The sequence below is a fragment of the Virgibacillus pantothenticus genome, assembly GCF_018075365.1.
Lineage (GTDB): Bacteria > Bacillota > Bacilli > Bacillales > Amphibacillaceae > Virgibacillus > Virgibacillus pantothenticus.
In genome coordinates, this window is the sequence record NZ_CP073011.1 from 2,148,607 (window position 1) to 2,163,892 (window position 15,286).

The window sequence follows — 15,286 nt, forward strand, 5'->3', positions numbered from 1 at the left end:
TTTCTATGTTCGACAAGCTTACTTTCAAGAGTACTGTTTATCGTCTCTGACACACCATTTTTCATTGTAACCGTGCTAGTGTAACTTTCAGCTTGTCTTTCTTTGATCGCCCTCGCACTTCGACTAACTTACTTCGCCCCATCCCTCTTACAGAAAGGATATCTCCAGCTTGTAACGTAAATGCAACGTCATCTACAGGCTTATAATTTACTTTCACAAGCAATTTTTTAATATAATCGGTTGCTTCCTTTCGGGGTAAACGATATATTTCCTTCACTATGACATCGAGCCTTAATGAGGAAACAGTTGTTTCCAGTTCCTTCCAGACCGGTTGCTTGATGTCTAAATCGTTTAACGGTCGTTCTCTAAGCCGCATGCTCGTGTTTTTTATGGAGGTTAAATGGGTTATCACATAAGGGGCTATTTCAGAAGCGACGACCAATTGTACACGACCATTGCCTACAACAATATCACCAAGAATTTTCCTTTTTAGTCCTAATGACAGGCATGCCCCCATTACATCACGATGCGATAAATCGACAAACTTAGTTGGGTAATGCCCTTCAAGTAAGGTGAGTCCTGCATCTACTTGTTGCAAATCCTCATAAAATGGACCAAGCACAGCTCGTTTCCGCTCTACAAAATCATGCCCGCCGTTAAAAAGAAGGTTTACGTCACTATCTTTCGTTGCAATTAACATCGTAACTAATTGTTGCTCGCGAGGATCAAGAAAATCAGTCACCTTTGGTTGATATGTTCGCTCCACTTGCTCCCTCCAGGATAGGACCTGATCAATAAACGCTTCTTCCTCTTTACGAAAATGCTGATACAATTCCATAATTAAAACTCCTATACTTGTTCCTGATCGTTGCTGCTAATTGTGGTAATTGGATGAAATCTTAACGAGCTATGAACGATAATTCTAGCTGATTTATATGAATGTTCCTTCTACCGAAACGACTCACATCAACATACTAAATAGCACCAATAAGCCTTTTTGAGCAAACCGCAAAACAATAATTGCAATAATTGGTGAAAAATCAATCATTCCTAATGGGGGAATAAATTTGCGAAACACCTCTAAATACGGCTCACAAATTTTAGTTAATACTTCGCCAAATGCCGACTCGCGAGCGCCTGGAAACCAGGACATAAAAATATAAATAATTAACGCAAAAGTATAGACTGTAAAAGCTAAATCTAGAATTCGAAAAATTTCCTGCATGTATCAATTACCATCCTTTGCCGTATTCATCTTCAAGTGTATCTGTAATCGTGCCAGTAACATTCACGTTATCTGGGGTACATAAGAAAGTCTTCGCTCCCAGTTTTTGAATGTCTCCATTAACGGCATAAACTGTGCCGCTTAAAAAATCGACAATGCGCATTGCCTGTTGATTATCCATCCGTTGCAAGTTAATCACTACAGCTCGACGATTAACAATATTATCGGCAATTTCCTGAGCTTCGCTATACGTTCTAGGTTCACAAAGCACGACTTTGGAAGTTGGATTATTCACACTAGTAAGATTCACAACATTCTTATTTTTATCCCTTGGCAACTTCTGTTCAGCCTCAAATTCACCCGCGTCCACATATTCATATTCGTATTCGTCTTCCATTGTAAAATAATTTTTCAACTTATTTTTAATACTCATTATCTCACCCCACTAAATTAGTACCAACTCGTATATGCGTCGCACCTTCCTCCACAGCAATCGTATAATCATTACTCATCCCCATAGACAAAAACTTACAAGGGGCATATGCCAAGTTCTTTTCTTGTACTTGATCACGGAGCTTCGCTAAGTCACGAAAAACCCTTCTTAATTCTGCTTCATCATCAATATGCGGAGCCATAGTCATTAATCCAATCACCCGAATCTTTGAATATGCTTGCAAATCTTCAACAAACGTAAATAATTGTTCTGGTGTCACTCCATGTTTCGATGCCTCTTTGCTAACATTAACTTGAATAAAGCAGTCTACCTGTTTTTTTGCTCGCTTATTGATTTCTTTAGCTAAAGACAACCGATCTAACGAGTGCAATACATCGATATAATCAATCATTTCTTTCACTTTTCTCGACTGGAGTGTGCCGATAAAATGCCATGTTGCTCGATCATGGAAATAGCGATATTTTTCTAGAAAACCTTCTAAACGATTTTCTCCGATATGCGTAATCCCTGCTTGTAACGTTTCTTCTGTTCGCTCTATTGTAACATATTTCGTTACTGCTATGATGGTAATCTCATCTTTATTTCGATGGTTTGCCTCACAAGCCCGTGTTATATTTTTCTGGATTGTTTGTAAATTGCTTGCTACATCCATTGTTTCCAATTCTCTCCTCTCCTATAATCATGGCAAAAAGCCAATAAATCCTAACATTCGTCCTGTTTTCCCATGATCTCTCCGATGTGAGAAAAAAAGAGTTTCATCACGATATGTACAATAATTCGTTACATCTATATTATTACGTAATACCCCCGCTTGTAAAAGAATATCTACATGTAATTGCTTTAAATCGAGTAAAAAGCGCTGTTTTCCATTTGGAACAACAGCATTTTTCTTGTATTTTTCCGGAATTTGGTTCACTACTTTTTCATCGACTTCATAATATTCTTCAGAAATACATGGACCGATCGTAACAAGTAAGTTTGCTGGGTCACTCCCCTGTGCCTGTATAGCCTCCACCATATGCTTGGCCATTTGATTTACAGTTCCTCTCCAGCCCGCGTGAGCGATACCGATAAAGGATGTGGAAAGATCGTAAAAAAATAGGGGAACACAGTCTGCAAAAAAAGCAGTGCACAAAATGCCAGGACGATTAGTAATGAGACCGTCAACCCCTTTTATGGCTGAAGAATTATCTGCTGCACCTTTCCCTTTATCTGCTTCACTTACAAGCTGGATATTGGTTTGATGTACTTGCTCCCCACACACCCAGCTGTCGATAGGGAAATGGATTTTAGATGCAATCCGGTTTCTATTCATCGTCACATCAGCTCGAGAATCATGAACATGGAAGCCAACATTTAAGGAATGGTACCTGCCTTTACTAACTCCGCCTTGTTTTGTTGTAAACCCAGCTATTAGCCGATCGTTTAATCGTTGCCATTTTTCGATATGTAAATACGTCGAATCCTTTCGTTTCCAAATGTCGTTCACTATAGCACCTCCGAAAACATACACTAGTTTTTATTCTACCATAAATTCACTTGTTTTTATCGTTTATTATTCTTGAGTCTGTCAAGTATTTACGGGTGTTCTTCTCATCCTGTGATTTGTTTGATGACAGAGTTCTTTTTAGAATGGACGGCTCCTGCACCCAGTGGATATACACGTCGTTCTCCGTGGTGGGCTCCCAGCTCCATCGAAAATAATATGCAGCTTCCATGCAGCATTTAATCATATTTTTCATAAATTGTAAAAGCAATCAACTAATAGTCTCTACAATCCTATGAATTTGTGTTGTAATACAAAACAGGTTTTTCTGCTTCCTTTATAAGGATAACATCTGTACCGATCCGGATAATTTGCTGCCAGTCAATCACTAATTCCTCTGCTTTTCCAAATAGTCCATTCTTTTTGTCTCGTGGAATAACAATAATAGCTACTATTTTCCCCAAATTTGTATCAATTTCTAAGTCATGTATATGACCAAGCTTTTTTCCGCTATCCATAACGATAACCTCTTTTACTTGTAATTCTGATAATCTAACCATATTTTCACCTCGCCAATTGTGCGTTTTCAATAGAGTGAACCTTCAATCAGTGGGGGTTTCTATTCATCCCCCACTGTTGTTAGTACCAAATAGTATGATCTAAAGACCGCTTACCAAACAGGGCATTTGGTGCTGTTATCTCCCACTTAGACTTGTTGCAGTACAGATTATCCAACTCCTGAGCCTTACAGTACCTTATATGTAGGATAACCACCGAACTTTTGAACAACCTCTAATACTTATATATATGCCTAAGCTTGACATTCTTTCTTTAATTTTATGGACGCTTTTAATTTTTGCCTACATGTACTTCCAGTTTATTTTTGATTCTGTTCAGGAACCTTGTAATACCAATTAATAGGGGGGAAGAAATCTCTCGCTGTTGGAAGTTTCACCATTTTAACTATAATAGGCTTTTTGTTTAAAGCAATTGTACAATTATAGGCTATATGTAATCCTTTCGCATATAAAGTGAATGGGAGTTTTCATTCATCACCCCACTGATTGTTCGTACCGTAATGGTATGACCTAAAGGGCGCTAACGAAATAGAGCATTTAGGCGGTGCAATCTCCCACTCAGACTTGTTGCAGTACAGATTATCCAACTCCTGAGTCTTACAGCACTTTATATGCAGGATAAAAAAATAGGAGAAACCAAAGTTCCTCCTACATACCAGCTGTGTTAATAACAGCTCTATTCAAACATTTCCTTATTCATTTGTTTAATTGCTGCTTTTTCCAAACGAGATACTTGGGCTTGAGAAATTCCTATTTCATCCGCAACTTCCATTTGTGTTTTCCCTTGAAAAAAGCGCTTATTTAAAATCATTTTTTCCCGTTCATTTAATTGATGCATTCCTTCTTTTAAAGCTAATTTGTCTAACCACGTAGAATCTTTGTCCTTATCATCACTGATCTGATCCATGACATAAATGGGGTCACCACCGTCATTATAGATTGGTTCAAACAAAGAAACAGGGTCTTGAATCGCATCCAGAGCAAAAACAATTTCTGCATGAGGAATGCCCATTTCTTCCGCAATTTCCATTGGGGTCGGTTCTTTAGAAGTTTTGCTAATCAATTTTTCTCTCACTTGCAATGCTTTATAAGCAATATCACGCAAAGATCTGGATACGCGAATGGGGTTGTTATCCCGCAAATATCTTCTGATTTCCCCAATAATCATTGGAACAGCATAAGTGGAAAACCTAACATTATGGGACAAATCAAAATTATCGATTGATTTCATTAATCCGATACAGCCTACTTGAAACAAGTCATCAACATACTCTCCTCGATTGTTAAATCGTTGTATCACACTTAAAACAAGCCGTAGATTTCCATTTACCAACTCTTCTCGAGCAGTTAAATCATTTTCCTCCTGCATTTTTTTAAACAGCTTCCGCATTTCTTCGTTTTTTAATACGGGTAATTTTGATGTATCAACACCACATATTTCAACCTTATGTCTCGTCATCTATGTTCAACCCTCCCAGTTGGTGATGCTGTTCATGGACAGTATCTCCTTAAGGGAGGCTTTTTATGCAGGTCGTCATCTTACATAAATGATGAAAAAACATGAAAGCGTACAAACACAGGGCTAAACCATTTTATTAAATTCTTTTTTTAGTCGGCGAATTATTTTTTTCTCCAATCTTGATATATATGACTGTGAAATACCCAACATATTAGCAACATCTTTCTGTGTTTTTTCTTCTTCTCCAACAAGTCCAAAGCGAAGTTCCATAATTTGTTTCTCACGAGGATTTAGTTGCGATAATGCATTTTTTAACAAATGCTTATCTACATCGGATTCCAAATCTCTTGTTATAATATCTTCATCCGTCCCTAACACATCAGATAATAATAATTCATTCCCATCCCAATCTATATTAAGGGGTTCATCAAAGGAAACCTCTGATTTCAACTTATTATTGCGCCGTAAGTACATTAGTATTTCATTTTCAATACAACGTGAAGCATACGTTGCCAGCTTTATCTTTTTTTCCGGGTTAAATGTATTTACAGCTTTTATAAGACCTATCGTACCAATGCTAATTAAATCTTCAATATTGATCCCCGTGTTTTCAAACTTTCGGGCAATGTAGACCACCAAACGTAAATTACGCTCAATTAAAATCGCTCTGGCTGATTTATCACCTTTAGGCAATAATGCTAATAATTCCTGCTCTTCTTCTTTAGATAACGGTGGAGGAAGCGCTTCACTACCTCCGATATAATAAATCTCTTCTGATTTTAATCGTAGCTTGATTAAAAGTTTATACCACCATAAACGAAAGCGTAATTTAGATATTCTCAACTTTTATCTCTCCTTTTAAGCACTATGAATGGTAGCTGTTTGAATCATTTGTGGATGCAATAAACAATGATAACTCGCATCCTTAGTTAACTGTCCGAATTGAATACCTATTAATACTTTTGTTGTTGTGATTCGTTTTTCTCCATAATATATAATGAGTTGCTCAGGTCGGAGTGTAAATAAAAACATACTACTCCCTTCTACTCCTTGATAAGGTACAACTTGCAAATATTTCTCCCACTCAGATGGTAATGTATCCATTTGAAATGTATGATAGCATTGTTCAAGCTGTTCCCATTCTTGATCAGTAAACCACTGTTTTAATGCTATTTCATCACATAAAATAACTGGCTTTTTGGTAATTGGATCGGTTAATTGATTCCCACTATCAATAAATCCAGTGGTTGAGTAACTTCTTCCTCTCATCTTAATCGTTACAGGAATCAACTGGTCATAGCGAATTTTTTCTTTCACGTGCTTGTCCATACGAGATTTTGTAAACACCCATACAAGCGGAAAGCCAATTGCAACGAATAACCAGCTCACTGGATCACCAAAGCCACTATTGTACGTCAATAAGCCGTTTGTACTCATACTAAACGGACGCTTGAGTAAAAAGTGGATGCCAATTAAACCACCCCCTATTGAAAAACTTACAAAATAAAATAAACCAAATAATTTGAGCCACCGATACTTATTCCGATAGCCGAATGCAGCCATGATAATAATGCCAGAAATCATTATTTTCCCAAGTACACTGGTAGCAAAAGATTCAGGAAAATATATGGAAATCGGCACGAGTAAGGATGCAATAAACGCCCCAACTATTAATCGTCGCTTCTTCGTATCATCTCTGGCTAATGCTTGCGTCAGCATCAATAGCATGAGATCTAATAAAAAGTTCAACGCCCATACCGCATCCAAGTAAATGGTCATGTTTCCCTTCCCTTCAAGCATCAGCTACTAGATCTGTGTTTTTAAAAGCTTGCCATGATTCATAGTGATTCTAGTATAACGAAGGATGTAAGCAAAGTCTGTCATATTCTGTACCGTAAATATGACTATTTTCCCCGAGTTATCAGAAGGTTTGTCACTGTATAGCTGATCGTTAAAAGTGCAAATTCTGCATTGTTTATAAACACATTTGAACCTAAGTAAATTATTAGTCTGACGCAATTTCATCATTCGTAATCTTATACTAGCCGAAATACGCTATAGTAATCTTTATTACTATTTTAAATATTTCTTTCATATGGACTCACTACCATAACTGCAGTCTTAAAAGTTGTTGTACTACATTCATCCATAAACATAAAAAATCTCAAAGAATTTTTAGATTCCTTGAGATTTTTTAAAGGGCGCCTTTGAGACCGTCCTAGTTAACGATTTCTATTTCTGTTTCTGTTACGCAAGAAAGTAGGGATGTCCAATGTATCCTCTTCCTGAACTGGGCGTTGCTGTTGAGGTTCTGGCTCTCTTTCCCGTTCTCTTCTCGGCATATCTTCATTTGTACGAGTTGCTGCATGCTGATGATAGGTTGAGCGTTGCTGTTTTGTAGGCTGCTCTGGTTTTTTTACGGATTCATCAAACCCAGTAGCAATCACAGTAACAATAATTTCGTCTTTTAAATTTTCATTGATGACAGAACCAAAAATAACGTTTACTTCATTATCTGCAGCAGAAGTTACTAAATCTGCAGCTTCTTGTACTTCGTATAAACTTAAATTTGTTCCACCCGTAATATTCATTAAAATACCATGTGCTCCATCGATAGAAGTTTCGAGTAATGGTGAAGAGATGGCTTTTTTAGCTGCCTCCGTTGCTCGCGTTTCACCAGTAGCAACCCCGATTCCCATAAGTGCAGAGCCTTTATCATACATAATCGTTTTTACGTCGGCAAAATCCACATTAATTAAGCCAGGCTTAGCAATTAAATCAGAGATGCCTTGTACACCTTGGCGTAATACATTATCTGCTTCACGAAAAGCCTCCAGCATTGGCGTATTTTTATCTACAATTTCCAATAGTCGATCATTCGGTATCACAATGAGCGTATCAACACTACCCTTTAATGCTTCAATACCAGAAATGGCTTGTGTCGATCGCCTTCTACCTTCAAAAGAAAATGGTCGTGTAACGACACCCACTGTTAGTGCCCCAAGGTCTTTAGCAATTTGCGCAATGACAGGTGCTGCACCAGTTCCAGTACCTCCACCCATACCAGCTGTTACAAAGATCATATCTGCTCCTTGCAACACTTCTTCTAGCTGCTCCTTACTTTCTTCAGCAGCCTTTTTTCCAACTTCTGGATTAGCACCTGCACCTAATCCTCTAGTTAATTTTTCCCCTATTTGAATTTTCAATTCAGCTTTCGATAGATTTAAAGCTTGGGCATCTGTATTGACAGCGATAAATTCAACACCTTCGACACCATGCTCAATCATACGGTTGACAGCATTGTTACCGCCACCGCCTACTCCAATTACTTTTATTGTAGCTAGTTCTTCCATATTCATATCAAATTCCAACATATCTCGTTCCTCCTAATTTGCAAAATTACAAACGTTCTAGAAGCTAATTGAATAGAGGTTATTTTTTATATATCAATAGAGTACCATTCATACAGGTATGGAAAGACTTATATTAATCAAAAAAATACTTAAACAAATTAGCGATTTTAGCCTCTTTTTTCTTAGGTTCATTTGAATCATTTGCTTTCGTTTGTTTTTTTAGACGTTTTGGTTGGGCATCATGTCCTTGTGAAATAACAGTTGGAAATAATTCTTTTCCCTGTATTTTCGCATTCCAATAAGCAAATTGCAAGATTCCAACGCCTGCAGTAAATTGCGGTTCCCGTACACCTATGTAATCTGGTATAGCGATCCGAACATTGGAACGAAATAAGTCTTCTGCGAGTTCAAGTACACCAGGCATAGCCATTGTTCCACCAGTTAGGACATAGCCTCCTGGTAATTCATGGTAACCCATTTTTCTTATTTCTCTTTCTGCAAATGCATAGATCTCTTCCATCCGCGCCTCAATGATATCTGCTATTTCTAATTGATTTGAAGTTTGCTTAGAGTTACTGCCTATAATGGACACATCAAACACTTCTTCCTCTAATGCGTCATCATAGAAGGCATGACCATGGTTAACTTTTACATTTTCTGCTTCTTCTGTCGATGTACGCAGACCAATTGAGAGATCTTTTGTAATGTTGTCTCCACCCAATTGCACGACACTCGTTGAGACAAGATGATCGTTTTCGAAGATAGAAACTGTGGAACAGCCACCGCCTACGTCTATTAAAGCAACGCCCATATTTTTCTCATCTTTGGACAAAGCAATTGTTCCGGCGGCAAGCGGTTGAAGGCAGATATCCGCTACTTGGAGGTTTGCACGCTCTACACATTTTAAAATATTATGCAAAATGGTTTTCGAACAGGTAATTATGGTTCCTTCCATTTCCAATCGGACACCAATCATCCCTCTTGGATCATTAATTTCATCTAAACCATCTACGATAAATTGCTTCGGTATGACATCAATAATTTCTCTCTCTGGAGGAATGGACATTACTTGAGCTCCATCAATAACTCTAGTAACATCTTCATCACTTATTTCACGATTTTCACTTTGAACTGCCACAACCCCATGACAAGGTTGCAATTGGATGTGATTACCGTTAACTCCAACGACGACACGTTCAATTTGCATCCCAACCATTCTTTCAGCTTGTTCTACCGCATTACGAATGGAGTGTACCGTTTGATCTATATCGATAATTGCTCCTTTTTTCATACCATTAGACTTAGCAGTCCCTACACCAATAATATTTAATGAATCATTTAAAACCTCACCGATAATCACTTTTATTCTTGATGTACCGATATCAAGGCTTACTAAAACATCACTGTTGTTCAAAACGAGGCACCTCCCAAATTCAAAAGCTGCATTAAAAGCACACTTCTCTCCATCATCTATTTTTATCTGATTATGAATCTATTGAAACTTCCCAAAAATATAATATATTAGGATATTCCACATAAAACTAAGGATTTCCTTTATTTTTTGGTATTTTTTTAAAAAATCTTAAAAGCTTTTAAAGTGAAACTTTCAATTAAGCATAGGTTTATGATATAAAAATCTCTAACATTCAGCCCATGAATAAAGCTAGGTAAAAAATTGTACCTTCAATCAGTGGTGCATTCTTTCATCTTCAACTGATTTACGAGAAACATAGGCTAAAATCTTAAGCGTCTTGAAAAAGAAAACACTTTTCCTATGTGTCACGCTTCCGATCGACATCTTAAGGCGGATCGAATCGGAATTTAGGTTGCCGTTTTCTTCCTCTTAGAATTCTAGATATCTCCCACATCTCTAAGGAGCCATACAGACCTTACGTGGGGGTACACAAAACTTAGCTTTAACATTGATTCACAGAAATAACGTTAGGCTTAAGCAAAACCATTTGTTTCAAAGTATGCTATACTATAATTGTTCGTAAACTGGATTGAAAATATGACTTTTGAAATTAAATATCATATTACTCTTCCCGATCCTCTTCAGCAACAGACGAAGCCTTTTTTCCTTCCTTAAAAGATTCGAAATAAGCCCCGACCCCAATATGAATAATTCCTTCACTTTCTTCATCTAACTGTGACACAATGGAAGGATATATGTCCATACTTTCAGCAAAGTTAGGAATACGGGCATCAACCACAAATCCATCATTCATATACAGCATGATTTTATCTTTATTTTCCTTTTCTGGCGTCCAATGAACTTCAGAAATTAATTTTCTTATCGTTTCCGGAAGTTTTTCCAACTCATTCGTCATCCTATGTAAATATGCTTCCTTATTAAAACCTTTAATTAATGGGGCATCTCCATTATACGTGTTTTTCCCCATACTTTGAAGCGTTGTTCCATTACCTAAAACTGGAAAATAAGTCGTTTCTTGTTGCTTATATCCGACAAGCTCGTATTCATCAATTGTAATGGAAACGGTCCAAGGTAACTTGCGGATAACTTTTGCAGAAGCAATAATTGGACTATCTTTTAATTTAGATTCAGTAACTTCTGTATCTATTGTCCATATGTTTTCATTTTTGACTAAATCCGCTTGCTTTACAACTTCGTCATCATTTAAAAAAGAGTTCCCTGCTACTTGAATCGTACGTATGTAACTTAAAGGGGATTGTAAATAAACGACAACTGAAATTAAAATGAAAAAAATAGACAGGTAAAATAGCAGCCTGCGATTTGCCTTTTTCTTCCTTGCCTGTTTCAATTTAGGAATGCGATCTTCGATTGAAACGACTTTCTTTTGAGCCATCTCTATTTCTTCCTTTATACCAAATTAACAACAAGAAATGGCACAGACATGCCATTTCAGCTTGTTACTATGAGTATATCATATTATACATTAAAAAATGTAGTGAGACTTAGAGGAAAAGCAAAGTTTTTCTCACCATTGTCTACTCGTTCCTGTATTCATTTTGAATAAATCGAAACCACTACAACTAATATTAACCAGTTGGAATTATAAACAACCGGAAGGATTATATTTTGGTGTATTTACTAATATTTAATAGAATACCGACAGAACAAAGAATTAATGTTAAAGAGGAACCACCGTAACTTAAAAACGGCAATGTAATACCGGTTACAGGAATTAAACCGATAACGACACTAATATTAATCATTGCTTGAATAGCTAGCATAGACACAATGCCTAAAGCTAAAAATCGCGAAAAACTATCTGGGGCTTCTAAGGACACTTTTATGCCTCTCCAAAGGAGCAGCAGAAATAAGATGATGACTGCACTACCGCCGATAAACCCTAATTCTTCACCCAAAATAGCAAAAATAAAATCGGTTTGCGGTTCTGGTAAGTAAAAGTATTTCTGTAAACTCTTCCCTAATCCTAATCCCATTAAACCTCCTGGACCGATTGCGTATAACGATTGAATGATCTGAAACCCATCACCAAGCGGATCCTCCCAGGGATTCAAAAAAGCGGTAATTCTGCTGATACGGTACGGAGCAGACAACACCAACCCAATAAAACCTACTATTCCAATTATTCCCAGACCAAGGAAATGAGACATCCTAGCCCCTGCAGTGAAGACCATTACCATACAGGTCAATACAAGAACCATTCCTGTTCCTAAATCAGGCTGCAGCATAATCAATCCAAAAGCAGAAAAAATTAATAGTATAGAAGGTAGAAACCCTTTTTTAAATGAAGTGATATATTTTTGATAGCTCGATAGGTACGCAGCTAAAAATATAATCAACCCTAATTTCATGAACTCAGATGGTTGAATACTAAATGCACCAATTCCAATCCAACTTTGCGCCCCGCCTCTTACGATCCCGATTCCAGGTATTAAGACGAGAAATAATAGACCAAAACAAAGCAGTAAAATTAATTTAGCATATTTTTTCCATGTTGTATAAGGGAGATTCATCGTAAAGATCATGGCTCCAACACCTGCACCAGCAAATAGAAGCTGGCGTTTTACGTAAAACCAAGCGTCATTAAACTTATATTCAGCCCAAACAAAGGAAGAGCTGTACACCATTACAACACCAATAACGAGTAACGATATAATCACACCAATTAAAATATAATCCGGTGAGCCATTGGTGAATGATTTCTTTTTCACTAGCAAAAAATAACACCCCGCTTTTGAATATTACTAGGGGGTGTTTAAAAAGAATGTCATTATGGCAGTGTATTCAAAAACATGCCTCTACACGGCAGGTTTGGATGCAATAGAATTGGGTTCATCCAAACATATCGCTTGTATGAATAATGCCTGTTCGCACGCTTCATTAACTAACTATATGGATCCTATTTATCCATCTATTCTTTATTTAAACAAGCCCCTATACTAATGTATGCACAGCTTGTATAAACATGTCTCCTCTTTCTTCAAAGGTTCGATATTGATCCCAGCTTGCGCAAGCAGGTGACAACAAAATCACGTCATTCTGTTCAGAAATTTCGTATGCTGCCTGTACAGCTGTTTGCACGTTTTCAGTATCGCGAATCGTTGAAATATTCGCTTTGATGCCTAATTGCTTTAATTTCGGTGCGGTCTCCCCAAATAATACCATCGCCTTTACATGGTCCAAATATGGAAGAAGCTCATCGAAGCCATTGCCCCGATCTAGACCTCCTGCAAGTAGAATAATAGGTTGTTCAAATGCTGATAAAGCTTTTTGTGTAGCTAGGCAATTCGTAGCTTTCGAATCATTATAAAACAACCGTCCGTGATAATTACCAACAAACTGCAAGCGATGCTTTACACCTGTAAACATAGCTAACACTTTACGTATTCCTTCATTTGTTGCACCGCTTAACTTAGCTGCTGCTACACTAGCTAAAATATTCTCGTAATTATGCTCGCCTAATAAAACAATATCATGCCGTTCCATTATTTTTTCTTGTTTAAAATAGATCGCTGTTTCATCCATCCAAGCACCATCAATCTGTCTGTTTTTCACAGAGAAGGGAACTTTTTGCGCTCTTGCTTGTTTAGCTGCTTCTACTAAACTTTCATCTTCTGCATTATAAACAAGATAATCATCATCCATTTGGTTTTTAAATATATTATATTTTGCTTGTTTATAATTTTCCCATGTCTTGTGATAATCTAAATGCGCTTCAAATATATTTAGTAGAACGGCTATTTTCGGTTTAAATTGGTCAACGCCCACCAATTGAAATGAAGATAACTCCAAAACCAGATGTTCGTCTTGCTCAAGATCTTTCGCTACTTCGGTTGCAACAATTCCGATATTGCCAGCTACTTTAACTCGCTTCTCACTCTGTTTTAGCATTTCTGTAGTTAAAGTTGTCGTCGTCGTTTTTCCATTTGAACCAGTTATGCCAATAATATGTCTGTTTGCTAATTGTCCGGCTATTTCAATTTCCGTAATCACAGCTATCCCTCGTTTTTCAGCTTCTGCTACGATAGGATTGTCATAAGAAATGCCAGGATTCTTTACGACGATATCTATTCCGTCCAAAACACGAATAGGATGGGAGCCAAGAATTAATTCTGCCCCCATCTCCTTCAGTTTCGCCACATTTGAATCGAATTCGGTTGCTTTCTGATCATTAATGCGTACCCTTTTCCCCTGCTCGAGTAAAACAGCCGCTGCAGCAGTTCCGCTTTTTGCTAACCCTAACACTAGGATGTGCTCATAGGGGAAATTTTTTAGCTTTTTCAACTTATACCCACCTCAATATAAATTCCTAACGCAGCAAAAACAAGCCCTACTAGCCAAAAGGTTGTGACAACGCGCCATTCCGACCAACCTAATAGCTCGTAATGATGATGTAACGGGCTCATTTTAAACACTCTTTTTCCAGTTGTTTTAAATGATATGACTTGGATAATAACTGATAATGTTTCGATGACGAACACGCCGCCAATAATAACTAAAATGATTTCCAGTTTTGTTAAAATAGCAACACCCGCAATGGCGCCACCTAAAGCTAATGATCCTGTATCACCCATAAATACTTTAGCAGGATGGGCATTAAATACGAGAAAACCGAGTAACGCGCCTACAACTGCTAGTGCAAATATCGCTACCTCATTTTGAGGATAACCGTACCAAGCCAAAATTGCAAATGCGCCAAAAGCAATGGCGGCAGTACCTGCTAATAAACCGTCTAAACCATCTGTCAAATTTACTGCATTGGAAGCACCAACAAGCATAAATATAATTAGTAGAGCATATCCCCAGCCCAGCTCTAATTGAACGGTAGTCCCAGGTATGGAAACATAGGTTGGGAAACCTTGTTCTCTTAAGACAAAATAAATGACCAGCGCGATAATAAGCTGTCCAAGTAGTTTTTGCTTTGACGTTAAGCCAAGATTTCTTTTTTTAATAATTTTTATAAAATCATCTAAAAAGCCAAGCAGGCCATATCCTACCAATACAAATAATAAAATCCACAGTTCATAACTAATACCAACTGGATTAATTTTCCAACTCATAATAAGGGAGGTAATCACGATACTGAAAACGATCATAATTCCTCCCATTGTTGGGGTTCCAGTTTTTTTAAGATGGGATTTTGGTCCTTCTTCCCTAATACTTTGTCCAAACTTTAACCTACGTAAAAATGGAATAAAAATAGGAGATAAAAGGACGGTAATTAAAAATCCTATTGCTATGGTTATCATTAACACAGTAATGTTCATTACATTTCCTC

At 37.3% G+C, this 15,286-nt stretch carries 15 protein-coding genes; all 15 read right to left on the bottom strand.

The window, feature by feature from the left end:
- Positions 1-61 precede the first annotated feature (61 nt).
- A complete protein-coding gene (locus KBP50_RS10160; protein WP_050352664.1) occupies positions 62-838 on the bottom strand; it encodes a YlmH family RNA-binding protein in 777 nt (258 codons plus the stop codon).
- 123 nt (positions 839-961) lie between these two features.
- Complete coding sequence (locus tag KBP50_RS10165; RefSeq protein ID WP_050352663.1) at positions 962-1,225, bottom strand: YggT family protein; 264 nt, start codon at positions 1,223-1,225, stop codon at positions 962-964.
- A 7-nt stretch (positions 1,226-1,232) separates the two neighbouring features.
- Entirely contained in the window at positions 1,233-1,658 is a 426-nt protein-coding gene (locus KBP50_RS10170) for a cell division protein SepF (protein ID WP_050352662.1), read from the bottom strand.
- A gap of 4 nt (positions 1,659-1,662) precedes the next feature.
- The gene (locus KBP50_RS10175; RefSeq protein WP_050353532.1) at positions 1,663-2,331 is read right to left on the bottom strand and encodes a YggS family pyridoxal phosphate-dependent enzyme; all 669 of its coding nucleotides are present in this window, start codon (positions 2,329-2,331) and stop codon (positions 1,663-1,665) included.
- A gap of 27 nt (positions 2,332-2,358) precedes the next feature.
- Positions 2,359-3,168: a peptidoglycan editing factor PgeF gene (gene pgeF / locus KBP50_RS10180; RefSeq protein ID WP_050352661.1), complete on the bottom strand. Its 810-nt coding sequence runs from the start codon at positions 3,166-3,168 to the stop codon at positions 2,359-2,361.
- A 290-nt stretch (positions 3,169-3,458) separates the two neighbouring features.
- On the bottom strand, positions 3,459-3,725 hold the full coding sequence (locus tag KBP50_RS10185; RefSeq protein ID WP_050352660.1) for a YlmC/YmxH family sporulation protein: 267 nt from the start codon (positions 3,723-3,725) through the stop codon (positions 3,459-3,461).
- A gap of 694 nt (positions 3,726-4,419) precedes the next feature.
- A complete protein-coding gene (gene sigG, locus KBP50_RS10190; RefSeq protein ID WP_050352659.1) occupies positions 4,420-5,202 on the bottom strand; it encodes an RNA polymerase sporulation sigma factor SigG in 783 nt (260 codons plus the stop codon).
- Positions 5,203-5,325: 123 nt separating this feature from the next.
- Positions 5,326-6,045, bottom strand: a complete 720-nt coding sequence (gene sigE / locus KBP50_RS10195; RefSeq protein ID WP_050352658.1) for an RNA polymerase sporulation sigma factor SigE — start codon at positions 6,043-6,045, stop codon at positions 5,326-5,328.
- Between the two features lie 15 nt (positions 6,046-6,060).
- Positions 6,061-6,981 carry a sigma-E processing peptidase SpoIIGA gene (gene spoIIGA, locus KBP50_RS10200; protein ID WP_050352657.1) on the bottom strand — a complete coding sequence of 307 codons (921 nt, stop codon included), beginning with the start codon at positions 6,979-6,981 and terminating at the stop codon, positions 6,061-6,063.
- Positions 6,982-7,424: 443 nt separating this feature from the next.
- Positions 7,425-8,576 carry a cell division protein FtsZ gene (gene ftsZ / locus KBP50_RS10205; RefSeq protein WP_050352656.1) on the bottom strand — a complete coding sequence of 384 codons (1,152 nt, stop codon included), beginning with the start codon at positions 8,574-8,576 and terminating at the stop codon, positions 7,425-7,427.
- A 112-nt stretch (positions 8,577-8,688) separates the two neighbouring features.
- A complete protein-coding gene (gene ftsA / locus KBP50_RS10210) occupies positions 8,689-9,969 on the bottom strand; it encodes a cell division protein FtsA (RefSeq protein ID WP_050352655.1) in 1,281 nt (426 codons plus the stop codon).
- 622 nt (positions 9,970-10,591) lie between these two features.
- A complete protein-coding gene (locus KBP50_RS10215) occupies positions 10,592-11,383 on the bottom strand; it encodes a cell division protein FtsQ/DivIB (protein WP_050352654.1) in 792 nt (263 codons plus the stop codon).
- Positions 11,384-11,609: 226 nt separating this feature from the next.
- A complete protein-coding gene (spoVE, locus tag KBP50_RS10220) occupies positions 11,610-12,719 on the bottom strand; it encodes a stage V sporulation protein E (RefSeq protein ID WP_373314114.1) in 1,110 nt (369 codons plus the stop codon).
- Between the two features lie 223 nt (positions 12,720-12,942).
- Positions 12,943-14,292, bottom strand: a complete 1,350-nt coding sequence (murD, locus tag KBP50_RS10225) for a UDP-N-acetylmuramoyl-L-alanine--D-glutamate ligase (protein ID WP_050352652.1) — start codon at positions 14,290-14,292, stop codon at positions 12,943-12,945.
- Positions 14,289-15,275: a phospho-N-acetylmuramoyl-pentapeptide-transferase gene (gene mraY, locus KBP50_RS10230; protein ID WP_050352651.1), complete on the bottom strand. Its 987-nt coding sequence runs from the start codon at positions 15,273-15,275 to the stop codon at positions 14,289-14,291. Before mraY ends, murD begins: the two co-directional genes overlap by 4 nt.
- Positions 15,276-15,286: the final 11 nt, after the last annotated feature.

What these genes read in the sequence shown, in the direction of transcription:
- KBP50_RS10160 (WP_050352664.1), bottom strand. Translation starts at nt 838, where the DNA reads ATGGAATTGTATCAGCATTTTCGTAAAGAGGAAGAAGCGTTTATTGAT.
- KBP50_RS10165 (WP_050352663.1), bottom strand. Translation starts at nt 1,225, where the DNA reads ATGCAGGAAATTTTTCGAATTCTAGATTTAGCTTTTACAGTCTATACT.
- KBP50_RS10170 (WP_050352662.1), bottom strand. Translation starts at nt 1,658, where the DNA reads ATGAGTATTAAAAATAAGTTGAAAAATTATTTTACAATGGAAGACGAA.
- KBP50_RS10175 (WP_050353532.1), bottom strand. Translation starts at nt 2,331, where the DNA reads ATGGATGTAGCAAGCAATTTACAAACAATCCAGAAAAATATAACACGG.
- KBP50_RS10185 (WP_050352660.1), bottom strand. Translation starts at nt 3,725, where the DNA reads ATGGTTAGATTATCAGAATTACAAGTAAAAGAGGTTATCGTTATGGAT.
- sigG (WP_050352659.1), bottom strand. Translation starts at nt 5,202, where the DNA reads ATGACGAGACATAAGGTTGAAATATGTGGTGTTGATACATCAAAATTA.
- spoIIGA (WP_050352657.1), bottom strand. Translation starts at nt 6,981, where the DNA reads ATGACCATTTACTTGGATGCGGTATGGGCGTTGAACTTTTTATTAGAT.
- ftsZ (WP_050352656.1), bottom strand. Translation starts at nt 8,576, where the DNA reads ATGTTGGAATTTGATATGAATATGGAAGAACTAGCTACAATAAAAGTA.
- KBP50_RS10215 (WP_050352654.1), bottom strand. Translation starts at nt 11,383, where the DNA reads ATGGCTCAAAAGAAAGTCGTTTCAATCGAAGATCGCATTCCTAAATTG.
- mraY (WP_050352651.1), bottom strand. Translation starts at nt 15,275, where the DNA reads ATGAACATTACTGTGTTAATGATAACCATAGCAATAGGATTTTTAATT.